The 20,248-nt window shown below is 62.3% G+C and carries 22 protein-coding genes; 13 read left to right on the top strand and 9 right to left on the bottom strand.

What is annotated here, in order from left to right; translation table 11 throughout:
* Positions 1–6: 6 nt before the first annotated feature.
* The 8 genes from JV241A_RS01820 (at position 7) to trpE (ending at position 8,430) form a co-directional block, all read left to right on the top strand.
* Entirely contained in the window at positions 7–636 is a 630-nt protein-coding gene (locus JV241A_RS01820) for a response regulator transcription factor (RefSeq protein WP_115085040.1), read from the top strand.
* 258 nt (positions 637–894) lie between these two features.
* On the top strand, positions 895–2,019 hold the full coding sequence (locus JV241A_RS01825; protein WP_038998451.1) for an ABC transporter ATP-binding protein: 1,125 nt from the start codon (positions 895–897) through the stop codon (positions 2,017–2,019).
* Positions 2,020–2,059: 40 nt separating this feature from the next.
* Positions 2,060–3,094, top strand: coding sequence for an ABC transporter substrate-binding protein (locus JV241A_RS01830; protein ID WP_134061273.1), 1,035 nt, complete (start codon positions 2,060–2,062; stop codon positions 3,092–3,094).
* 64 nt (positions 3,095–3,158) lie between these two features.
* Positions 3,159–4,406 (top strand): ABC transporter permease, encoded by a 1,248-nt coding sequence (locus JV241A_RS01835; protein WP_036995062.1) that lies wholly within the window; start codon positions 3,159–3,161, stop codon positions 4,404–4,406.
* An 11-nt stretch (positions 4,407–4,417) separates the two neighbouring features.
* Positions 4,418–5,245 (top strand): ABC transporter permease, encoded by an 828-nt coding sequence (locus JV241A_RS01840; protein WP_010221459.1) that lies wholly within the window; start codon positions 4,418–4,420, stop codon positions 5,243–5,245.
* Between the two features lie 144 nt (positions 5,246–5,389).
* Positions 5,390–6,064, top strand: coding sequence for a ribulose-phosphate 3-epimerase (rpe, locus tag JV241A_RS01845; RefSeq protein ID WP_115085041.1), 675 nt, complete (start codon positions 5,390–5,392; stop codon positions 6,062–6,064).
* Positions 6,061–6,879 carry a phosphoglycolate phosphatase gene (locus JV241A_RS01850; RefSeq protein ID WP_115085042.1) on the top strand — a complete coding sequence of 273 codons (819 nt, stop codon included), beginning with the start codon at positions 6,061–6,063 and terminating at the stop codon, positions 6,877–6,879. The genes rpe and JV241A_RS01850 overlap by 4 nt, the downstream gene beginning before the upstream one ends.
* Positions 6,880–6,948: 69 nt before the next feature.
* Positions 6,949–8,430, top strand: coding sequence for an anthranilate synthase component I (gene trpE / locus JV241A_RS01855; RefSeq protein ID WP_115085043.1), 1,482 nt, complete (start codon positions 6,949–6,951; stop codon positions 8,428–8,430).
* Between the two features lie 45 nt (positions 8,431–8,475).
* Here the strand turns inward: trpE and estP are convergent, their stop codons facing one another.
* Positions 8,476–10,398: an esterase EstP gene (gene estP, locus JV241A_RS01860; RefSeq protein WP_134061274.1), complete on the bottom strand. Its 1,923-nt coding sequence runs from the start codon at positions 10,396–10,398 to the stop codon at positions 8,476–8,478.
* A gap of 404 nt (positions 10,399–10,802) precedes the next feature.
* On the opposite strand from estP, the gene JV241A_RS01865 reads away from it, so the two are divergent.
* Genes JV241A_RS01865 through JV241A_RS01880 form a run of 4 tightly spaced genes read left to right on the top strand, consistent with a single transcriptional unit; the run spans position 10,803 to position 14,046 of the window.
* Positions 10,803–11,396 (top strand): aminodeoxychorismate/anthranilate synthase component II, encoded by a 594-nt coding sequence (locus tag JV241A_RS01865; protein WP_134061275.1) that lies wholly within the window; start codon positions 10,803–10,805, stop codon positions 11,394–11,396.
* Between the two features lie 9 nt (positions 11,397–11,405).
* The gene (gene trpD, locus JV241A_RS01870; RefSeq protein WP_115085046.1) at positions 11,406–12,455 is read left to right on the top strand and encodes an anthranilate phosphoribosyltransferase; all 1,050 of its coding nucleotides are present in this window, start codon (positions 11,406–11,408) and stop codon (positions 12,453–12,455) included.
* Positions 12,452–13,288, top strand: a complete 837-nt coding sequence (gene trpC / locus JV241A_RS01875; RefSeq protein WP_115085047.1) for an indole-3-glycerol phosphate synthase TrpC — start codon at positions 12,452–12,454, stop codon at positions 13,286–13,288. Before trpD ends, trpC begins: the two co-directional genes overlap by 4 nt.
* 53 nt (positions 13,289–13,341) lie before the next feature.
* Positions 13,342–14,046, top strand: a complete 705-nt coding sequence (locus JV241A_RS01880; RefSeq protein ID WP_134061276.1) for a lipoate--protein ligase family protein — start codon at positions 13,342–13,344, stop codon at positions 14,044–14,046.
* On the opposite strand, the gene crp is transcribed toward JV241A_RS01880, so the two are convergent.
* Positions 14,043–14,687, bottom strand: a complete 645-nt coding sequence (gene crp, locus JV241A_RS01885; RefSeq protein WP_115085049.1) for a cAMP-activated global transcriptional regulator CRP — start codon at positions 14,685–14,687, stop codon at positions 14,043–14,045. The genes JV241A_RS01880 and crp overlap by 4 nt on opposite strands.
* 192 nt (positions 14,688–14,879) lie before the next feature.
* Here crp and JV241A_RS01890 point away from each other — a divergent pair, with 192 nt between their 5' ends.
* Positions 14,880–15,302 (top strand): OsmC family protein, encoded by a 423-nt coding sequence (locus tag JV241A_RS01890; RefSeq protein WP_115085050.1) that lies wholly within the window; start codon positions 14,880–14,882, stop codon positions 15,300–15,302.
* A 48-nt stretch (positions 15,303–15,350) separates the two neighbouring features.
* Here the strand turns inward: JV241A_RS01890 and JV241A_RS01895 are convergent, their stop codons facing one another.
* From JV241A_RS01895 to JV241A_RS01925, 7 genes are all read right to left on the bottom strand, one after another.
* Positions 15,351–15,770 carry a hypothetical protein gene (locus tag JV241A_RS01895; RefSeq protein WP_115085051.1) on the bottom strand — a complete coding sequence of 140 codons (420 nt, stop codon included), beginning with the start codon at positions 15,768–15,770 and terminating at the stop codon, positions 15,351–15,353.
* The gene (locus JV241A_RS01900; protein ID WP_134061277.1) at positions 15,770–16,810 is read right to left on the bottom strand and encodes a DUF2157 domain-containing protein; all 1,041 of its coding nucleotides are present in this window, start codon (positions 16,808–16,810) and stop codon (positions 15,770–15,772) included. The genes JV241A_RS01895 and JV241A_RS01900 overlap by 1 nt, the downstream gene beginning before the upstream one ends.
* Positions 16,811–16,818: 8 nt before the next feature.
* Positions 16,819–17,466, bottom strand: a complete 648-nt coding sequence (coq7, locus tag JV241A_RS01905; protein WP_038998467.1) for a 2-polyprenyl-3-methyl-6-methoxy-1,4-benzoquinone monooxygenase — start codon at positions 17,464–17,466, stop codon at positions 16,819–16,821.
* Positions 17,467–17,531: 65 nt separating this feature from the next.
* Positions 17,532–17,870, bottom strand: a complete 339-nt coding sequence (locus JV241A_RS01910; RefSeq protein ID WP_038998468.1) for a histidine triad nucleotide-binding protein — start codon at positions 17,868–17,870, stop codon at positions 17,532–17,534.
* Positions 17,871–17,943: 73 nt separating this feature from the next.
* Complete coding sequence (locus JV241A_RS01915; RefSeq protein ID WP_134061278.1) at positions 17,944–18,717, bottom strand: SDR family oxidoreductase; 774 nt, start codon at positions 18,715–18,717, stop codon at positions 17,944–17,946.
* Between the two features lie 75 nt (positions 18,718–18,792).
* A complete protein-coding gene (locus tag JV241A_RS01920) occupies positions 18,793–19,239 on the bottom strand; it encodes a DUF805 domain-containing protein (RefSeq protein ID WP_134061279.1) in 447 nt (148 codons plus the stop codon).
* Between the two features lie 31 nt (positions 19,240–19,270).
* On the bottom strand, positions 19,271–20,227 hold the full coding sequence (locus JV241A_RS01925) for a nitronate monooxygenase family protein (RefSeq protein ID WP_115085055.1): 957 nt from the start codon (positions 20,225–20,227) through the stop codon (positions 19,271–19,273).
* Positions 20,228–20,248 lie beyond the last annotated feature (21 nt).

A 20,248-nucleotide genomic window follows, 5' to 3' on the forward strand; every position in this document is an offset into this window, starting at 1 on the left:
CATTGCGTGATTCGAGTACTGGTTGCCGAAGACCACACCATTGTCCGTGAAGGCATCAAGCAGTTGATCGGCCTGGCCAAGGACATGCAGGTAGCGGGGGAGGCCGGCAATGGCGAGCAACTGCTGGAAACCCTGCGCCATACCGCGTGCGAGGTGGTCCTGCTGGATATTTCCATGCCTGGGGTCAACGGCCTGGAGGCGATTCCACGGATTCGCGCCTTGAACAACCCGCCGGCGATCCTGGTGCTGTCGATGCACGACGAAGCGCAGATGGCGGCGCGGGCGCTGAAGGTCGGCGCTGCCGGCTATGCCACCAAGGACAGCGATCCGGCCCTGCTGCTGACCGCCATTCGTCGGGTGGCCGGTGGCGGGCGCTATATCGACCCGGACCTGGCCGACCGCATGGTCTTCGAGGTCGGCCTGACCGATGCACGGCCGTTGCATTCGTTGCTGTCGGAGCGCGAGTTTTCGGTGTTCGAGCGCCTGGCCCAGGGCGCCAACGTCAACGACATTGCCCAGCAACTGGCCCTGAGCAACAAGACCATCAGCACCCACAAGGCGCGGCTGATGCAGAAGCTCAACGTGAACTCGCTGGCGGAATTGGTGAAGTATGCGATGGAGCACAAACTGTTGTGAGTGTTTCAGAAGCGACATTGCGCTGAGCTCATCGCGGGGCAAGCCCGCTCCCACAGGGGCGGGACTGTAGGAGCGGGCTTGCCCCGCGATAGCCTTTAACCTGCCGTGCACATATCCAAAAACGCCACCCTTGTAGGGAAATCCCTACCCCAAGCCTTCCATCGCGCTGATATCAATCTCTCTCCACCCCCGATTTGCGCCGCTTGCCGCCTTCACTAGGCTTTGGATACAGCAGTCATCCAATAAAAAGGTGCGGGTATGAGTGAGGTGAATTCGAGCGCTGCAACCGGCGAAGTGCTGGTCAGCTTCCGTGGTGTGCAGAAGAGCTACGACGGCGAGTCGCTGATCGTCAAAGACCTCAACCTGGATATCCGCAAGGGTGAGTTCCTCACCTTGCTCGGCCCGTCCGGTTCTGGCAAGACCACCAGCCTGATGATGCTGGCCGGCTTCGAAACGCCGACCGCAGGCGAGATTCAACTGGCCGGCCGTTCGATCAACAACGTGCCGCCGCACAAGCGCGACATCGGCATGGTGTTCCAGAACTATGCGCTGTTCCCGCACATGACCGTGGCCGAGAACCTGGCTTTTCCCCTGAGCGTGCGCAACCTGAGCAAGACCGACATCAGCGAGCGGGTCAAACGTGTGCTCAACATGGTCCAGCTCGACGCCTTCGCCCAGCGTTACCCCGGCCAGCTTTCCGGTGGCCAGCAGCAGCGGGTGGCCTTGGCCCGCGCGCTGGTGTTCGAGCCGCAACTGGTACTGATGGACGAACCGCTGGGGGCCCTCGACAAGCAGTTGCGCGAACACATGCAGATGGAGATCAAGCATCTGCACCAGCGCCTGGGCGTCACCGTGGTCTACGTCACCCACGACCAGGGCGAAGCGCTGACCATGTCCGACCGCGTCGCGGTGTTCCACCAGGGCGAGATCCAGCAGATCGCCGACCCGCGCACCCTCTATGAAGAGCCGAAGAACACCTTCGTCGCCAACTTCATCGGCGAAAACAACCGCATCAATGGTCGTCTGCTCAGCCACGACGGCGAGCGCTGCCAGGTGCTGCTGCCGCGCGGCGAGAAGGTCGAGGCGTTGGCGGTCAATGTCGGCCAGGCCGGCGAGCCGGTAACCCTGTCGATCCGCCCCGAGCGCGTGCGCCTCAATGGTCACAGCGAAAGCTGCGTCAACCGTTTCTCCGGGCGCGTAGCCGAATTCATCTACCTGGGCGACCACGTGCGGGTACGCCTGGAAGTCTGCGGCAAGGCCGATTTCTTCGTGAAGCAGCCGATTGCCGAACTCGACCCGGCCCTGGCCGTGGGCGATGTGGTACCGCTTGGCTGGCAGGTGGAGCACGCCCGCGCGCTCGATCCTTTGCTGGAAGCCAATTGAAGGTTTGCTTCACCAACCCTGTACTGTGGAGAGAATAATAATGCGCAAACACTTGAAGTTGACCGCCCTGACCCTGGGCCTGTTCGCGGCAACCCAGGCCATGGCGGCGGCCGACCTGACCGTGATTTCCTTCGGCGGCGCCAACAAGGCGGCCCAGGTCAAGGCGTTCTACGAGCCATGGGAAAAGGCGGGCAACGGCAAGATCGTCGCTGGCGAGTACAACGGTGAAATGGCCAAGGTCAAAGCCATGGTCGACACCAAGAGCGTGTCGTGGAACCTGGTGGAGGTCGAATCGCCAGAGCTTGCCCGTGGTTGCGACGAAGGCATGTTCGAGGAGCTTGATCCTGCACTTTTCGGTAACGAATCCGACTACGTTCCCGGCGCTATCCAGCCTTGCGGTGTTGGCTTCTTCGTCTGGTCCACGGTCATGGCCTACAACGCCGACAAGCTGAAGACTGCGCCGACCAGTTGGGCGGATTTCTGGGACACCAAGCAGTTCCCGGGTAAGCGCGGCCTGCGCAAAGGCGCCAAGTACACCCTCGAATTTGCCCTGATGGCCGACGGTGTTGCGCCCAAGGACGTTTACAAGGTACTCGCCACCAAGGAAGGCCAGGACCGTGCCTTCAAGAAACTCGACGAACTCAAGCCGAGCATCCAGTGGTGGGAAGCCGGTGCGCAACCACCGCAATACCTGGCCTCGGGTGACGTGGTCATGAGTTCGGCCTACAACGGCCGCATTGCCGCCGTGCAAAAAGAGAGCAACCTGAAAGTCGTCTGGAACGGCGGTATCTACGACTTCGACGCCTGGGCCATCCCGAAAGGCGCCAAAGATGTCGAGCAGGCGAAGAAGTTCATCGCCTATTCGGTCCAGCCTGAACAGCAGAAGACCTATTCGCAGAACATCGCCTACGGCCCGGCCAACTCCAAGGCGGTCGCGCTGCTGTCCGACGAGATCAAGAAAGACATGCCTACCACCCCGGAGAACATCGCCAACCAGGTGCAGATCGACGTGGCGTTCTGGGCGGACAACAGCGAGCAGCTGGAGCAACGCTTCAACGCCTGGGCTGCCAAGTAAGGGCGGCTGATGGGGCGTCGGCTTGCCGCCGGCGCTCCTTGTTCTCAAGATTTCGGAGTTCGCTATGGCCATCGCAGTGCCCCTGAATGAAGGCGCCGGTTCCAACCTCAAGCAGCGCCTCAAGCGTGCCGAGCGGGTCAACCGCTGGAAGGCGCAAGCGCTGATCGCGCCACTGGCGCTGTTTCTGCTGTTGGTGTTCCTCGTGCCGATTGCCGCGTTGTTGTACAAGAGCGTGGGTAACCCGGAAGTGGTGGGCGGCTTGCCGCAGACCGTGACCGCCGTGGCCGAGTGGGATGGCAAGGGCCTGCCAGGGGAGGCGGTGTACAAGGCGCTGAGCGAAGACCTTGCCCAGGCGCGCAAGAACCAGACCCTGGGCGATACCTCCAAGCGCCTGAACATGGAGCTGGCCGGCTATCGCAGCCTGCTGGCCAAGACCGCCCGGGCGCTGCCGTTCAAGACCGAGCCGGCTTCCTATAAAGAAGCCCTGCAGGAACTGGACGAGCGCTGGGGCGATCCGGCCTACTGGCAGGCGATTCGCCGTAACACCAGTAGCGTCACCCCGTTTTACCTGCTGGCGGCCCTCGACCATCGTATCGATGATCTCGGCGAGCTGGCCAAGGCCACCCCGGACCAGGCCATCTACCTGGATATCTTCACCCGTACCCTGTGGATGGGCTTCGTCATCACCGCTATCTGCCTGGTGCTGGCTTATCCCCTGGCCTACCTGCTGGCCAACCTGCCGACCCGGCAGAGCAACCTGCTGATGATTCTGGTGCTGCTGCCGTTCTGGACTTCGATCCTGGTTCGGGTTGCGGCCTGGATCGTGCTGCTGCAATCGGGCGGGCTGATCAACAGCGCGCTGATGGCCATGGGCATCATCGACAAGCCGCTGGAACTGGTGTTCAACCGCACCGGGGTGTACATCTCCATGGTGCATATCCTGCTGCCGTTCATGATCCTGCCGATCTACAGCGTGATGAAGGGCATATCGCCGACCTACATGCGTGCGGCGATTTCCCTCGGCTGTCATCCGTTCGCCAGCTTCTGGCGGGTGTACTTCCCGCAAACCTACGCTGGTGTAGGCGCGGGCTGTCTGTTGGTGTTCATCCTTGCCATCGGCTACTACATCACCCCGGCGCTGCTTGGCAGCCCCAACGATCAGATGGTCAGCTACTTCGTGGCCTTCTACACCAACACCAGCATCAACTGGGGCATGGCGACCGCGCTGGGCGGCTTGCTGTTGCTGGCCACCGTGCTGCTTTACCTGATCTATAGCTGGCTGGTCGGCGCCAGCCGCCTGCGCCTGAGCTGAGGAGCGTTGTCATGCTGAGTCCCTACATGTCGCCCGTCGAACGGGTCTGGTTCTACAGTTTGCGCATCCTTTGCGGGCTGATCCTGCTGTTCCTGGTGTTGCCGGTGCTGGTGATCATTCCGCTGTCGTTCAACTCCGGCAGCTTCCTGGTCTACCCGCTGCAGGGCTTCTCGCTGCAGTGGTACCACGATTTCTTCGCCTCGGCCGAGTGGATGCGGGCGCTGAAGAACAGCATCATCGTGGCGCCAGCCGCCACGGTGCTGGCGATGGTCTTCGGGACCCTGGCCTCGATCGGCCTGACCCGGGGTGATTTCCCGGGCAAGTCGCTGATCATGGCCCTGGTGATTTCACCCATGGTGGTGCCGGTGGTGATCATCGGTGTGGCCAGCTACCTGTTCTTTGCCCCGCTGGGCATGGGCAACAGCTTCATCTCGCTGATCCTGGTGCATGCGGTGCTCGGTGTGCCGTTCGTCATCATCACCGTCTCGGCGACCCTGCAGGGCTTCAACCATAACCTGGTGCGCGCCGCCGCCAGCCTGGGTGCTTCGCCGCTGACCACGTTCCGTCGGGTGACCTTGCCGCTGATTGCGCCGGGGGTGATTTCCGGGGCGCTGTTCGCCTTCGCCACGTCTTTCGATGAGGTAGTGGTCACCCTGTTCCTCGCCGGTCCCGAGCAGGCGACCCTGCCCCGGCAGATGTTCAGCGGCATTCGCGAGAACCTCAGCCCGACCATCGCCGCAGCGGCAACCTTGTTGATTGCCTTCTCGGTGGTGCTGTTGCTGACCCTGGAGTGGTTGCGTGGGCGTAGCGAGAAGTTGCGTACCCAGCAGCCGGGTTGAGGCCTTTTCGCAGGGCAAGCCCGCTCCCATAGGAGCGGGCTTGCCCTGCGATGAACATCCGTCGACCGCCTTGATACCGGTCAGCCCTAGACTGTTTCCCTGAGGTACAATGCGCGCCACTGTGATTCTGCCTACAGGTGCGCCATGCAGCCCTACGCTATTGCCCCCTCGATTCTTTCTGCCGACTTCGCCCGCCTGGGCGAGGAAGTCGACAACGTCCTGGCCGCGGGTGCCGACATCGTTCACTTCGATGTGATGGACAACCACTACGTGCCCAACCTGACCATCGGCCCGATGGTCTGCACCGCCCTGCGCAAGTACGGCATCACCGCGCCGATCGATGTGCACCTGATGGTCAGTCCGGTCGACCGCATCATCGGCGACTTCATCGAAGCGGGCGCCAGCTACATTACCTTCCATCCGGAAGCCAGCCTGCACATCGATCGTTCGCTACAGTTGATTCGCGACGGCGGTTGCAAGGCCGGCCTGGTGTTCAACCCGGCGACCCCGCTCGACACCCTCAAGTACGTGATGGACAAGGTCGACATGATCCTGTTGATGAGCGTCAACCCGGGCTTCGGTGGCCAGAAGTTCATCCCCGGCACCCTCGACAAGCTGCGCGAAGCCCGTGCGCTGATCGATGCCAGTGGCCGTGACATCCGTCTGGAAATCGACGGTGGTGTGAACGTCAACAACATCCGTGAAATCGCCGCCGCGGGCGCCGACACCTTCGTCGCCGGTTCCGCGATCTTCAACACCCCGGACTACCGTGAGGTGATTGCCAAGATGCACGCCGAACTGGCCCTGGCCCGCCCATGAGTGGCTTCGAGCAGCTGTTCCCCGGCGCCCTGCCCAAACTGGTGATGTTTGATCTGGACGGTACCCTGATCGATTCGGTACCGGACCTGGCAGCGGCGGTGGACAACATGCTGCTCGCAATGGGGCGTCAGCCCGCCGGCCTTGAGGCGGTACGCCACTGGGTCGGCAATGGTGCGCCGGTGCTGGTGCGTCGCGCCCTGGCTGGTGGCATCGACCACGAAGCGGTCGATGACGACGAAGCCGAGCGGGGCCTGGAGTTGTTCATGCAGGCCTACGCCGAAAGTCATGAGCTGACGGTGGTCTACCCCGGCGTGCGCGACACCCTCAAGTGGTTGCACAAGCAGGGCGTGGAAATGGCCCTGATCACCAACAAGCCCGAGCGCTTCGTTGCACCCTTGCTCGATCAGATGAAGATCGGCCGCTATTTCCGCTGGATCATCGGCGGCGATACCCTGCCGCAGAAAAAGCCCGACCCTGCCGCCTTGCTGTTTGTCATGAAAATGGCCAGCGTTGCGCCTGAGCAGGCCCTGTTCGTCGGCGACTCGCGCAGCGATGTGCTGGCGGCCAAAGCGGCTGGAGTCAAGTGCGTCGGCCTGACCTATGGCTACAACCATGGCCGGCCGATCAGCGAAGAGGCGCCGTGCCTGGTCATCGACGACCTGCGCGCGCTGTTGCCTGGTTGCTTAGATCCGGCCACTGGGATAACGTTGGCGGACGTTCAATCCCCCTCAGATCGAGATTCCATCGTGGCGGTTACCGGCAAACTCTGGATGAAAGTCATCAAGGCCCTGGCCCGCTGGCGTTGGCGCGCCTGACTGCCATCTGCCGGCACATGCCGGCCTGCTTGCCTGCCTGACCCATCTGCTGCTTGCCACGAGGCTATCATGACCCGCGAAGAATTCCTGCGCCTGGCCGCTGCCGGCTATAACCGCATTCCCCTGGCCTGCGAAACCCTGGCCGACTTCGACACGCCACTGTCGATCTACCTGAAACTGGCTGATCAACCCAACTCCTACCTGCTCGAATCGGTGCAGGGTGGCGAGAAGTGGGGGCGTTACTCGATCATCGGCCTGCCGTGCCGTACGGTGTTGCGGGTGCATGATCACCAGGTCCGGATCACCCACGACGGTGAACTGATCGAACAGCATGAAGTAGAAGATCCGCTGGCCTTCGTCGAAGCCTTCAAGGAGCGCTACCAGGTGCCGACCATCGCCGGCCTGCCGCGCTTCAATGGTGGCCTGGTCGGATACTTCGGTTATGACTGCGTGCGCTATGTCGAGCGGCGCCTGGGCAAGTGCCCGAACCCTGATCCGCTGGGCGTACCGGACATCCTGCTGATGGTGTCCGACGCGGTGGTGGTGTTCGACAACCTGGCCGGCAAGATGCACGCTATCGTGCTCGCCGATCCGGCTCAGGAACAGGCCTATGAAAACGGCCTGGCCCGTCTCGAAGGCCTGCTCGAACAGCTGCGCCAGCCCATCGCCCCGCGTCGCGGGCTGGACCTGGGCGGCCCGTTGCCGGCAGAGCCGGCGTTCCGCTCCAGCTTTACCCAGAGCGACTACGAGCGTGCGGTCGATACCATCAAGGAGTACATCCTCGCTGGCGACTGCATGCAGGTGGTGCCATCGCAGCGCATGTCCATCGACTTCAAGGCCGCGCCGATCGACCTGTACCGGGCACTGCGCTGCTTCAACCCGACGCCGTACATGTACTTCTTCAACTTCGGCGACTTCCATGTAGTGGGCAGCTCGCCAGAAGTGCTGGTGCGGGTCGAGGACAACCTGGTCACCGTTCGCCCGATCGCCGGAACCCGCCCACGCGGTGCCACCGAAGAAGCCGATCGTGCGCTGGAAGAAGACCTGCTGTCCGACGACAAGGAAATCGCCGAGCACCTGATGCTCATCGACCTGGGCCGTAACGACGCTGGCCGGGTCTCGGAAACCGGCTCGGTCAAGGTCACCGAGAAGATGGTGATCGAGCGCTACTCCAACGTCATGCACATTGTTTCCAACGTCACCGGCGAGCTGAAGCAGGGCCTGAGCGCCATGGATGCACTGCGCGCGATCCTGCCGGCGGGCACCTTGTCCGGGGCGCCGAAGATCCGCGCCATGGAAATCATTGACGAGCTGGAGCCGGTCAAGCGCGGGGTCTACGGCGGTGCGGTGGGGTACTTTGCCTGGAACGGCAACATGGACACCGCGATTGCCATCCGTACCGCAGTGATCAAGGACGGTGAGCTGCATGTGCAGGCCGGTGGCGGTATCGTTGCCGACTCGGTGCCAGCGCTTGAGTGGGAAGAAACCATCAACAAGCGCCGGGCCATGTTCCGTGCGGTGGCGCTGGCCGAGCAGACACCACGTAGCTGAGCCTGATCCACGGCGCCTGCTTGTGGCAGGCGCCGTATCCCCTCCTTAGAACTCCAGGCTCAACGCCAGGTTGATCCCTTGCTGGGTCAGCTCGTCACTCTTGCGCCAGTTGTAGCTGCCGCGCAGGGCCAGCCCCGGTGCGAGGGTCTGGCTCAAGCCCAGGGTTGCCCGATTCAGATTGCTCTGCGGGGTATAGCCGGTCAGGGTGAAGTCGTTGCCCGGCAGGCTGTTGAGGTGGATGGTCAGGTCCTGGCGGTCGTCTTCGAACTCGTGCTCGTGAGCCACTTCGGCGAACAGCAAGGTGCTTGGTCGTGCCTGATACTTGCCCTGCAAACCCAGGCCCAGACGCCGCGATTCACGGTCCTGATCGTCATAGCTCAAGGCCGTGGCGCGGGTGCCTTTCTCCGAATACCCATCGACTTTCACCCGCGCATAGTCGGCGCTGACGAAAGGCGACAGGCTCCACTGGCTGCCGGGAGCCGCGAGGTCATATCCCAGGCGCGCGGCGAACGCCCACAGCTCGCCATCGGTATCACCTTTCTCGCTGCGATCGTTCACGCCCAGAGCGAAGGTGCGTTTCAGGTCGCTGTAGTCCAGGTGCCCGCCGGTCAGGGCCGCATCTGCCCACCATTGGTTCTGCTGGAACTGCACGAAGGCGGTGGCCAGGTAGCTGTCGAGCTTGTAGTCGGAGTCTTGCTCGCCGGCTTCGAGCTTCTGCTGGTAAACGCCGGTAGCAATACCAATACGCCAGGCGTCATCCAGGCGGTAGCTGCCGCCCAGGGTCAGGTTGTAGCCATGGCCATCGGCGCTGGCGGAACTGCGCTGGCTGTCGATATCCAGATTCTGCCCACCAGCAGCCACGATTGCCTGCCACTGGCCAACCGGTTGCCAGTGGCCTTGCCACTGGTTGCGCAGTTCATCCTGGTGCGCGCGCAAGCTGGCGTGGGCCATTTCTGGTAGCAGCGTCAGCTCCCATGGTGCGGAGAGGATCGAAAAGGCGTAGTCGGCAATCAGCTCCTGCCCGGCAGTGGTGGGGTGGACCGAATCGTTGAACAGCAACTTGCTCGGATCGGGCGTGGCGCTGTTGATGCCGTAGGTCGCGTTCTGCACGCAGCCGTTGCCACTGAAGCAGGTGCCGACCAGGTTCTGACCGCTGGCCAGGCCGAACTGCGCCGGAGTGGCCAGGGCTTCCTGGAGCAGCAGTGGCACGTTGAGCGGAATGATTTGTGCGTCGATCAGGCTCAGTTGGCCGACCAGTTGCTGGTTGAAGAGGCTGCTCAGCTGCGAAGCCGGGCCTTGCATCGGGGTGCCATTCATCGCCGGGGTCAGGCCCAGGTCGGGCAGCAACCAGACCATGATGTACTGCGCGCCGCCCTGCTGCAGGGCCTGGGCGCTGGCGGCCAGGCGATTGGCGGCGGCTGCGGCGCTGGCCGGGCTGGTGATCTGCCCCTGGAGGAAGTCGTTGCCGCCGCCGGTCAGGTAGTAAAGCGCGTTGGGATCGGCGCGCAGTCCGCCGGCCAGATACCCCGGGCGTTCGCGCAGCACGGTGCCGGCCCCGGGATTGCCTGGTGGAATGATCACGTCGGAAGTGCCGGTGATCGAGTCGAGAATCTGGTCGGTGCGGTAGCCGCCCACTGCCCAGTTGTTGCCGTCAGGACGACCGAGTGCGGCATTGACCGGTGAAGTCGAAGCGCCCAGGTCAGTCGGAGCAATACCCAGCTGCGCCCCGAGCAACATGGGCGATACCGCGCCGAAGGCCTCGCCGTTGCCATAGGTCGGGCCGATACGGTTGGTAAAGCGCTGGGTAGAGCCCGGCGCACCGTTACCGTCGGGGAATTGCCCGGCATCGGCAAGGCTGTCGCCGAAGACAATCAAGGTCGAGTAGGGGGAGGGGGCCGCATGGGCGCTGGAGCAGGCCAGGGCCAGAAGCGAGAATGCACAGGGCAACAGTGAGCGCGCTTTCAACATCGCAAAGATCCTTTTTCGTTGTTGTTATCGGATGACGCCTAAAGACGTTAGCAAAACATTCCGCGCGTCTTCCATCGCTAAAGCGTTTCGGCATGCCTCGGTCATATTGCGTGGACCGCGCCGGTAGGCTACTGTGCGGGAACGTATGAACGAGACCTACCCCGTGTTGATCGTCAGCAAACTCTTGATGCGCGTTATCAAGGCCCACGCCCGTTGGCGTTGGCGCGCCTGACTTTATCTCTTGCCGGTTCGCCGGCCCTGTACCGCTTTGCCTTTCTGAACGCTTTACCTGCTGTAGCCGGCTGTGGCTGGTGCGCACAGGCGAACTAGCACCTGTTGCACAGCGCACAGGCACTTCGAAAGGCATGTATTCAAAGTCAGTAGATGCAAGAGGTTGAACCCAGATGTTAGTGATGATCGACAACTACGACTCCTTCACCTACAACGTCGTGCAATACCTCGGCGAGCTGGGTGCAGAGGTCAAGGTCATTCGCAATGACGAACTGACCATCGCCCAGATCGAAGCCCTGAACCCCGAGCGCATTGTCGTCTCCCCCGGCCCGTGCACCCCGACTGAAGCCGGTGTGTCGCTGGAGGCCATCAAGCACTTTGCCGGCAAGCTGCCGATCCTCGGCGTATGCCTGGGCCACCAGTCCATTGGCCAGGCCTTCGGTGGTGATGTAGTGCGCGCCCGCCAGGTGATGCATGGCAAGACCAGCCCGGTGTTGCACAAGGACCAGGGCGTGTTCGCTGGCCTCAATAACCCGCTGACCGTCACCCGCTACCACTCGTTGGTGGTCAAGCGCGAAACCTTGCCCGAATGCCTGGAGCTGACCGCCTGGACCGTCCTTGAAGACGGCTCGGTGGACGAGATCATGGGCCTGCGGCATAAAGAGCTGAATATCGAAGGGGTGCAGTTCCACCCCGAATCGATCCTCACCGAGCAGGGCCACGAGCTGTTCGCCAACTTCCTCAAGCAGACCGGCGGCCGCCGTTAAGGATTGAACATGGATATCAAGAGCGCGCTGAGCCGTATCGTCGGTCACCTGGACCTGAGCACCGAAGAAATGCGCGATGTCATGCGCGAAATCATGACCGGCCAATGCAGCGAGGCGCAGATCGGCGCCTTCCTGATGGGCATACGCATGAAGAGCGAGAGCATCGATGAAATCGTCGGTGCCGTCTCAGTGATGCGCGAGCTGGCCGACAAGGTCGAGCTCAACACCCTCGACCAGGTGGTCGACGTGGTCGGCACCGGCGGCGATGGCGCCAACATCTTCAACGTGTCCACCGCTTCGGCATTCGTCGTTGCCGCCGCCGGCTGCACCGTGGCCAAGCACGGAAACCGTGCGGTCTCGGGCAAGAGCGGCAGTGCCGACCTGCTGGAAGCAGCCGGTATCTACCTGAACCTCACGCCGGTACAAGTGGCACGCTGCATCGACAGCGTCGGTATCGGCTTCATGTTTGCCCAGACCCACCACAAGGCGATGAAATACGCCGCCGGCCCACGTCGTGACCTGGGCCTGCGTACCTTGTTCAACATGCTCGGCCCGCTTACGAATCCGGCCGGGGTCAAGCACCAGGTCGTCGGCGTGTTCACTCAGGCGCTATGCCGTCCGTTGGCTGAAGTGCTCCAACGCCTTGGCAGCAAGCATGTGCTGGTGGTGCATTCGAAAGACGGCCTGGACGAATTCAGCCTGGCGGCGCCGACGTTCGTTGCCGAACTGAAGAATGACCAGATCACGGAATATTGGGTCGAGCCCGAAGACCTCGGCATGAAAAGCCAGAGCCTGCACGGCCTGGCCGTGGAGAGCCCGGCCAAGTCGCTGGAGCTGATCCGCGATGCCTTGGGCCGGCGCAAGACCGAGAACGGCCAGAAGGCTGCGGAAATGATCGTGCTCAACGCCGGCGCCGCGCTTTACGCTGCCGACCACGCCATGAGCCTCAAGCAAGGCGTCGAGCTCGCTCATGATGCATTGCACACCGGTCTCGCCCGGGAAAAACTCGAAGAACTCGGTGCCTTTACCGCGGTATTCAAGCAGGAGAATGAAGGATGAGTGTGCCGACGGTTCTGGAAAAGATCCTTGCCCGCAAGGTCGAGGAAGTGGCCGAGCGCAGCGCCCGGGTCAGCCTGGCCGAGCTGGAGCGCATGGCTGCAGTCGCCGATGCCCCGCGCGGCTTTGCCAAGGCCCTGATTGAGCAGGCCAGGCGCAAGCAACCGGCAGTCATTGCCGAGATCAAGAAAGCCTCGCCCAGCAAGGGTGTGATCCGCGAAAACTTCATTCCGGCCGACATCGCCGTCAGCTACGAGAAGGGCGGGGCGACCTGCCTGTCGGTGTTGACCGATGTCGACTACTTCCAGGGCGGCGACATCTACCTGCAACAGGCGCGCGCCGCGTGCAAGCTGCCGGTGATCCGCAAGGACTTCATGATCGATCCTTACCAGATCGTCGAAGCCCGGGCCCTGGGCGCTGACTGTGTGCTGCTGATCGTTGCGGCGCTGGATGACGTGAAGATGGCCGAACTTGCCGATACCGCCAAGCGCGTCGGCCTCGACGTCCTGGTCGAAGTGCACGACGGCGACGAGCTGGAGCGGGCGCTGAAGACTCTCGACACGCCACTGGTCGGCGTCAACAACCGCAACTTGCACACGTTTGAAGTCAGCCTGGAAACCACCCTCGACCTGCTGCCGCGCATCCCTCGTGACCGCCTGGCCATCACCGAGAGCGGCATCCTCAACCGCGCCGACGTCGAGCTGATGGAAATCAACGAGGTGTACTCCTTCCTGGTCGGCGAAGCGTTCATGCGTGCCGAGCACCCGGGGCTGGAACTGCAGCGCCTGTTCTTCCCGGAGCGCGTGGTGCAGAACCCGGTGCAAGGCCTGGACTGATTCAACTCTGAAGCCGGCGATGCCGGCTTTTTTGTCTCTACAAGGTTTATGCGATGACTGATCAAGTGCTTGATGTCACTGTCGAGGCCGGGCTGCACGCCGAGCAGGAGTTGTTGGCGGCTGTATGCAAAGGCGAAAAGGATCATGGCCTGTTGTTCTGGCGTCCGACTGACCGCGCCTTGGTCATGCCCCGGCGCATGAGCCGCCTGGACGGTTTCGAGGCTGCCTGCGCGGAGCTTGCGATTGCTGGCTGGCCGGTGCTGCTGCGCGAAACCGGTGGCGAGCCGGTGCCGCAGTCACCTGCGGTGATCAACATCGCGCTGGTATACGTAGCACCAAAAAGCGAAGGTGATCACGGCCGCATAGAAAGCGCCTACGAGCGCCTGTGCCTGCCGTTGTGTGATGTGCTGCGTGAATGGGGTGGGCTGGCGTCGGTGGGGGAAATCGAAGGGGCGTTCTGTGATGGGCGCTACAACGTCAACCTCAACGGCCGCAAGCTGGTCGGCACTGCCCAGCGCTGGCGCCAGGGCCTGGGAGGCAAGCGCCCGGTGGTACTGGTGCATGGTGCGTTGTTGCTGGATAACGAGCGCGAATCAATGGTGGCAGCGGTCAACCGCTTCAACGAATGCTGCGAACTGGAGCAGCACTGCCTGGCTGACAGCCACATCGCCCTGCACGAAGTGGTGCCCCAGGCGCCGCTGCTCGAGCGGCTGGGCCAGGCCTATGCCGAGGTGACCAAGGGCATCGCCCGCGATTAACGGGTGCCAAAGACCACCATGGTCTTGCCCTTGACGTGTACCAGGCTGCGCTCTTCAAGGTCCTTGAGGACGCGGCCGACCATCTCCCGTGAGCATCCAACGATCCGGCCGATTTCCTGGCGGGTGATCTTGATCTGCATACCGTCGGGGTGGGTCATTGCATCCGGCTGCTTGCACAGCTCCAGCAGGCAGCGGGCTACCCGGCCGGTGACGTCGAAGAATGCCAGGTCGCCGACCTTGCGCGTGGTATTGCGCAGACGCTGGGCCATCTGGCTGCCCAGTGCGTAGAGGATCTCCGGGTCGTGGCGTGCCAGCTCGCGGAATTTCTCGTAGCTGATTTCCGCAACCTCACATTCGCTTTTGGCCCGGACCCAGGCGCTGCGCTGTTGTTCCTGCCCGGCCGGTTCAAACAGACCGAGCTCACCGAAGAAATCACCACTGTTGAGGTAGGCGATGATCATTTCGTGGCCATCGTCGTCTTCAATGAGAATGGTCACCGAGCCCTTGATAATGAACGACAGGGTTTCGGCCTTGTCGCCGGCGCAGATGATGTTGCTCTTGGCCGCATAGCGGCGGCGCTGGCAATGGACCAGCAGCTTGTCGATGTTCTTGATCTTGGCTGGAAGGGCTGATGCAACCATGGCTGGATCCCGGTCAGGAGGCGACGCTTCATTTACTTTTATAGGTAGTCTGGCGATAAGCGCCAGTGATTTGGCGTCAGCTTATCAGACGCTTGCCCTTCTATCGGCAGATTTACTCATGCGCTTGAGCTTTTCCACCGGGCCCGCAGGGTCTAAGCTGGCAGCCTTTTTTCAAACAAGGGAGTCCAGGTAATGAAGGCGCGTATCCAGTGGGCAGGTGAAGCCATGTTTCTGGGCGAATCGGGCAGTGGCCACGTGGTCGTGATGGACGGCCCGCCCGAGGCCGGTGGCCGCAACCTGGGTGTACGGCCCATGGAAATGCTGTTGCTGGGCCTGGGTGGCTGCAGCAACTTCGATGTGGTCAGCATCCTGAAGAAATCCCGCCAGGCGGTGGAGAGCTGCGAAGTGTTTCTTGAAGCCGAGCGCGCCGGTGAAGACCCGAAGGTGTTCACCAAGATCCACCTGAACTTCGTGGTCAAGGGCCGTGGCCTTAAAGAAGCCCAGGTCAAGCGCGCGGTCGAGTTGTCGGCAGAGAAGTATTGCTCGGCCTCGATCATGCTCGGCCGGGCCGGTGTCGAGATCACCCATGGCTACGAGATCGTCGAGCTCGGTTGATGGTCAGCAAGCCCGCTTCTGTAGGAGCGGGCTTGCCCCACGCTCAGGCTAAACGCGCAGGCGCTCCAGCCCAATCAGCCAGGCCAGCCCTGGAACCAGCGCCAGCAAAAACCAATGCAGGTTAAAGCCAAGCAAGCCGAAGATTTCTGCTGTGCTCCAGGTATTGCCAAAGGCATCGGCAAACAGCAGGCACTGCAGCAAGGCAATCAGCGCGGCAAACAGCGCAAAGACCCCGCCGAGCAGTCGCCGCCTGTGGATAAAACAGCCGACCAACACGAACAGCAGTTGCCCGGGCAGTGAGAACAACAGCAGGTCGAAAGCACTGTTGCCATCAGGTTGGGAGATTTCTGGCAGCGTCAGGCTGAAGGGCGCTTCCCTCATGCTGGCGGTCATCAGGCACACGAACAGGTAGGCCACCAGCGCCAGACCCAGGCTTTGCAACAAGCGAACACAAAACAGCCTGATCATCAGCGACGCAGTCCTGGCAATAGATTGAGTAAACCCTCCGGCACTTGTGCACGTAGCCAACGGCTCAGATTATCGCGGTGTTTCTGATACAGCAGGCCCAGGCCAATCACGCCCAGGCCGATAAAGGTCAGTACCACCGGGAACAGCAGCGATTCGGCAAACACCTGGTAAGACAGATAACCCAGGTACATCGCCACGCCCATGCCGCCAAAGACCATGAACAGCGGTCGGCGCAGCAGCAGCGCAACGCCCATCAGGCCGAGGTTGATCAGGCAGTACAGGGCTTTGTCCCATTCATTGTCGGTGTCCAGCAGCGGCAAGCCGAACCAGAAGGCCAGCAATCCGGCCAGATAACCCCAGAACGCGTGGTCCTGGCGAGTGCGACCGTCGACCACCAGGAATACCAGCAACGTCGCCAGGCCAAACCACAGTGACACCGTGCGCCGCTGATTCCAGTCGAAGGCTTCGCCGTAGAACCATTCGCTCAGGTCCATGGACATGAACCACAAGGCCACGGCGATCGGCATGACGATGAATGGGAAAGGGATCAGCCGCAGCATCAACAAGCCGGCCAGTACCGTCGCCGCCTCCATCAGCAGCCAGCCGCCCTGCACATAGGTGTAGTAGTTGTGGTAATTGCCCTGGGCATCGTCCAGTGGCCAGAAACCGGTGATACGTTCCACCGCGAACACCGCCAGCGGCACGATACTCACCGCCACCGCGGCGAGCACGCCAGCGGGGATGATCTGGCCGCGGCGCTGCATGAGTAAGCCACCCAGGGTCAGCACGCCGATGTAGATCAGGGCAACCAGCAGCAGGGCGCTGTCACCGACGCGCATCCAGGCTTCGCTGAGCAACCAGCCCATGGCGGCCATGATCAGCAAGGCGCCGAAGTAAAAAGCCACATGGGCCAGTTGAAAACTGGCCTGGGCTTGCGGCTGGCGCTTGAGAAACTCAATCAGGGCCTGGTCCTGGCCCGGGTTCAGAACGCCGGCACTGACTGCGCGGGCCAGGTCCTTGGCATCGAAGCGTTCTGTCATCGGCGGTCCTAGATACGATAGGTGCTTTTGGTCATGACCTTGGCCATCAGGCTCATGCCGAACTTGACTGGTGCCGGGAAGCGGAAGCCGCCAGCATCCAGTGCGGATTCGGCATGTTGCTCTTCGTCGACGCGCATCTGCTCGAGAATTGCCCGGGACTTTTCATCCTCGGCCGGGATCTGCTCCAGGTGTTCGTCCAGGTGCTTGCAGACCTGATGCTCGGTGGCGGCGACAAAACCCAGGCTGACCTTGTCGCTGACCAGGCCGGCGAGGGCGCCAATGCCAAAGGACATGCCATAGAACAACGGGTTGAGCACGCTGGGGTGGCTGCCAAGCTGGCGAATACGCTGCTCGCACCAGGCCAGGTGGTCGATCTCTTCTTCGGCGGCGTGTTCCATGGCCTTGCGTACCTGGGGCAGCTTGGCGGTCAGGGCCTGGCCCTGGTACAGCGCCTGGGCGCAGACTTCGCCGGTATGGTTGATGCGCATGAGCCCGGCCACATGGCGGGTCTGCGTTTCGTCCAGAGTGACGTCTGGCTGAATGATCGCCGGCGACGGTCGGGAAGGCTGGCCGCTGAAGGGCAGCAAGGTGCGCATGGCGGTGTCGGCCTGCAGCAACAAGCGGTCGAGCGGGGAATAGTGACGTTCGGTAGCCATCGGGCACCTCCGCAAGAATGTGCCCGACAGTTTACCCCAATCGCGAAGTCGGGGCTTGCCCTGGATCAGCCCGGTGGCCAGTGCATCTGACGCTGGCCAAGCACGTGCATATGAATGTGGTAGACGGTCTGCCCACCTTGCTCATTGCAGTTCATGACCACCCGAAAGCCGTCTTCGCAGCCCAGCTCTTTGGCCAACCGCTGAGCGGTGAAGAGGATGTGCCCGGCCAGGCCCTTGTCTTCTTCGGTGAGGTCGTTGAGCGTGCGGATCGGTTTTTTCGGGATGACCAGAAAATGTACCGGTGCCTGCGGGGCGATATCGTGGAAGGCCAGAACCTGGTCGTCCTCGTAGATGATCTTGGCCGGGATTTCCCGGTTGATGATCTTGGTAAACAGAGTTTCCACTTACGGTTGCTCCATGAGGGTAATCGGACTTGAGTGTACGCAGGCCAGGCGCTTGCGCCCAGCTCTGTGCAAATTAGCGAGGGCAATAGGCCTGGTTGATGGCGCCGGCCAGCTTGCGCGTTACCCAGCGCGACAGCAGGCGCGGGCTGAAGGCCAGCCAGCGGTTACGGCGGCCGGGGATGATCAGGGCGCGGTTCTTGTCCAGGGCACGCACGGTGTACAGGGCGACTTCTTCCGGGCTGAGGCAGCGCTGGCCTTTCTCCAACCGTGGGATGCGCCGCAACGGCGAGCGCACCGGGCCTGGGCAAAGTACCGAGACCTTGATGCCCGTGCGCTTGAGCTCTTCGCGCAGGCCTTCGGAAAAGTGCAGTACATAAGCCTTGCTCGCCGCATAGCTGCTCATCCACGGCCCGGGGGCGAAAGCAGCAAGGGAGGCAACGTTGAGGATCTGCCCGCCACCTTGCACCGCCATGGCATTACCCAGGGCGTGGCAGAGACGGGTCAGGGCAAGAATGTTCACCTCGATCAGGTCCTGTTCATCGCTCCACTCCTGGGCGAGGAAATGCCCGTAGGAACGGATACCGGCGCAGTTGACCAGCAAGTCGATGTGCCGTTCGCTTTCTTCGAGTTCCAGAAGGAACCCCGACAGGCGCAGGGGCTCGCCCAGGTCGCAGGCGCGGAACAGCACTTCGACGCCAAAACGCTGGGTCAGCTCGATGGCGATGCTTTCCAGCGGGTCACGCTGGCAGGCCACCAGGATCAGATTGCGTCCCCGACGTGCCAGCGCCTCGGCCAGTGCCAGGCCCAAGCCGCTGGAGGCACCGGTGATCATGGCGTAACGGGTCATGCAGTTCTCCAGTCGGGAAGGGTGGCCAAAGTGCGCAGTTTACAGCTAGCGGGCTTGAGGTGCTGCCGGTGTGATTCAGATACCGGGCCTGAACACGGTCAAAACCACTGCGACAACGATCACTACCAGCCACATCGAGGCCAGTATAACGACGGACATGCTGTTGGGCGGCGGGGCAGGTCCGAAGCGATTGTTGCCTCGATTGCCAGGTATCAGCAGCAGGAGCAGCAGCAGGAAGTTGCCGACCCAGGGCAACAACACTGCCCAGCAGAACCAGCCACTCCAGTTCAGGTCGTGCAGGCGCTTGACGAAGAAGATCATGCTCATGATTCGAGCGATAAGGGCGGCAATCAGGATCAGGCCGGCAGCGTCTTTCCACACTGCACTAGTCACCCAGCCCAGCAACAGCGCAAAGGCCACGGTGGCCGCAATCAAACCCAGGCTCCAGGCCAGAAGGCGGAGCCGGCCGATTCGGCCTTGAGGGCTCATCAGCTCGTTTGCGAAGGTGAGGGTGTTGTTCATGCAGGCTTCCTTTGCCGTGATAAAGCGTAAATCAGCCCGGCCAGTGGCGGCTCAGGGCTGTGGCCGAGGCGTGTGCCTGGCGGTACTCGGCATCCAGGCGGGCAATCAGTTGCTCGACCGAGCACAGCTGGTCGATGGCACCGACACCTTGTCCGGCAGACCAGACGGTCTTCCAGGCCTTGGCCTCGTCGTCGATGGGTTTGAGCTTGGTCTCGGTGTGGCTGCGCAGGGCGGCCATGTCGAAACCGGCGTTTTCCAGGCTCTGGCGCATGAAGCTGGCAGGCACCCCGGAAACCGCAGCGGTGTGGATGATATCGGCTGCCTTGGCTTCAAGCATCATTTCTTTGTAGGGCCCCGGCGCCTGGCTCTCGTGGGTGGCGATAAAGCGCGTGCCCAGGTAGGCAAGGTCGGCGCCCAGCAGTTGCGCGGCAAGGATTTCCTGGCCACGGTTGATGCAGCCGGCCAGCAGTAATGTCTTGTCGAAGAACTGGCGAATTTCGGCAACAAGGGCGAACGGGCTCCAGGTCCCGGCGTGGCCTCCAGCGCCCGCCGCCACGGCAATCAGACCGTCGACGCCGGCTTCGGCGGCTTTCTCGGCATGCCGGCGAGTGGTCACATCATGGAACACCAGGCCGCCGTAGCCATGTACGGCATCGACCAGCTCCTTCACCGCTCCGAGGCTGGTGATGACGATTGGCACCCGGTGCTCGACGCACAGCGCCAGGTCCGCCTGCAGGCGCGGGTTGCTCTGGTGCACGATCAGGTTGACCGCATAGGGCGCAGGCTTGTCGAGGGCTGCCAGGCCGGTTTCGATTTCTTCGAGCCAGGCCTTGAAGCCAGCACTATCGCGCTGGTTCAGCGCCGGGAAACTGCCGACCACGCCATTGGCGCAACAGGCCAGTACCAGTTGCGGGTTGGAGATCAGAAACATCGGTGCCGCTACGACCGGCAGACGCAGGCGTTGTTCGAGCAGGGCAGGCAATGACATGGCAGGTTTCCCGAGGCTGAG

The organism is Pseudomonas sp. JV241A, from assembly GCF_900275665.1.
GTDB classification, from domain to species: Bacteria; Pseudomonadota; Gammaproteobacteria; order Pseudomonadales; family Pseudomonadaceae; genus Aquipseudomonas; species Aquipseudomonas wadenswilerensis.

Excerpts from the sequence above, each read along its gene's own strand:
- JV241A_RS01825 (WP_038998451.1), top strand. The coding sequence starts at position 895 with ATGAGTGAGGTGAATTCGAGCGCTGCAACCGGCGAAGTGCTGGTCAGC.
- JV241A_RS01830 (WP_134061273.1), top strand. The coding sequence starts at position 2,060 with ATGCGCAAACACTTGAAGTTGACCGCCCTGACCCTGGGCCTGTTCGCG.
- JV241A_RS01835 (WP_036995062.1), top strand. The coding sequence starts at position 3,159 with ATGGCCATCGCAGTGCCCCTGAATGAAGGCGCCGGTTCCAACCTCAAG.
- JV241A_RS01840 (WP_010221459.1), top strand. The coding sequence starts at position 4,418 with ATGCTGAGTCCCTACATGTCGCCCGTCGAACGGGTCTGGTTCTACAGT.
- rpe (WP_115085041.1), top strand. The coding sequence starts at position 5,390 with ATGCAGCCCTACGCTATTGCCCCCTCGATTCTTTCTGCCGACTTCGCC.
- JV241A_RS01850 (WP_115085042.1), top strand. The coding sequence starts at position 6,061 with ATGAGTGGCTTCGAGCAGCTGTTCCCCGGCGCCCTGCCCAAACTGGTG.
- trpE (WP_115085043.1), top strand. The coding sequence starts at position 6,949 with ATGACCCGCGAAGAATTCCTGCGCCTGGCCGCTGCCGGCTATAACCGC.
- estP (WP_134061274.1), bottom strand. The coding sequence starts at position 10,398 with ATGTTGAAAGCGCGCTCACTGTTGCCCTGTGCATTCTCGCTTCTGGCC.
- JV241A_RS01865 (WP_134061275.1), top strand. The coding sequence starts at position 10,803 with ATGTTAGTGATGATCGACAACTACGACTCCTTCACCTACAACGTCGTG.
- trpD (WP_115085046.1), top strand. The coding sequence starts at position 11,406 with ATGGATATCAAGAGCGCGCTGAGCCGTATCGTCGGTCACCTGGACCTG.
- trpC (WP_115085047.1), top strand. The coding sequence starts at position 12,452 with ATGAGTGTGCCGACGGTTCTGGAAAAGATCCTTGCCCGCAAGGTCGAG.
- JV241A_RS01880 (WP_134061276.1), top strand. The coding sequence starts at position 13,342 with ATGACTGATCAAGTGCTTGATGTCACTGTCGAGGCCGGGCTGCACGCC.
- crp (WP_115085049.1), bottom strand. The coding sequence starts at position 14,687 with ATGGTTGCATCAGCCCTTCCAGCCAAGATCAAGAACATCGACAAGCTG.
- JV241A_RS01890 (WP_115085050.1), top strand. The coding sequence starts at position 14,880 with ATGAAGGCGCGTATCCAGTGGGCAGGTGAAGCCATGTTTCTGGGCGAA.
- JV241A_RS01895 (WP_115085051.1), bottom strand. The coding sequence starts at position 15,770 with ATGATCAGGCTGTTTTGTGTTCGCTTGTTGCAAAGCCTGGGTCTGGCG.
- JV241A_RS01900 (WP_134061277.1), bottom strand. The coding sequence starts at position 16,810 with ATGACAGAACGCTTCGATGCCAAGGACCTGGCCCGCGCAGTCAGTGCC.
- coq7 (WP_038998467.1), bottom strand. The coding sequence starts at position 17,466 with ATGGCTACCGAACGTCACTATTCCCCGCTCGACCGCTTGTTGCTGCAG.
- JV241A_RS01915 (WP_134061278.1), bottom strand. The coding sequence starts at position 18,717 with ATGACCCGTTACGCCATGATCACCGGTGCCTCCAGCGGCTTGGGCCTG.
- JV241A_RS01920 (WP_134061279.1), bottom strand. The coding sequence starts at position 19,239 with ATGAACAACACCCTCACCTTCGCAAACGAGCTGATGAGCCCTCAAGGC.
- JV241A_RS01925 (WP_115085055.1), bottom strand. The coding sequence starts at position 20,227 with ATGTCATTGCCTGCCCTGCTCGAACAACGCCTGCGTCTGCCGGTCGTA.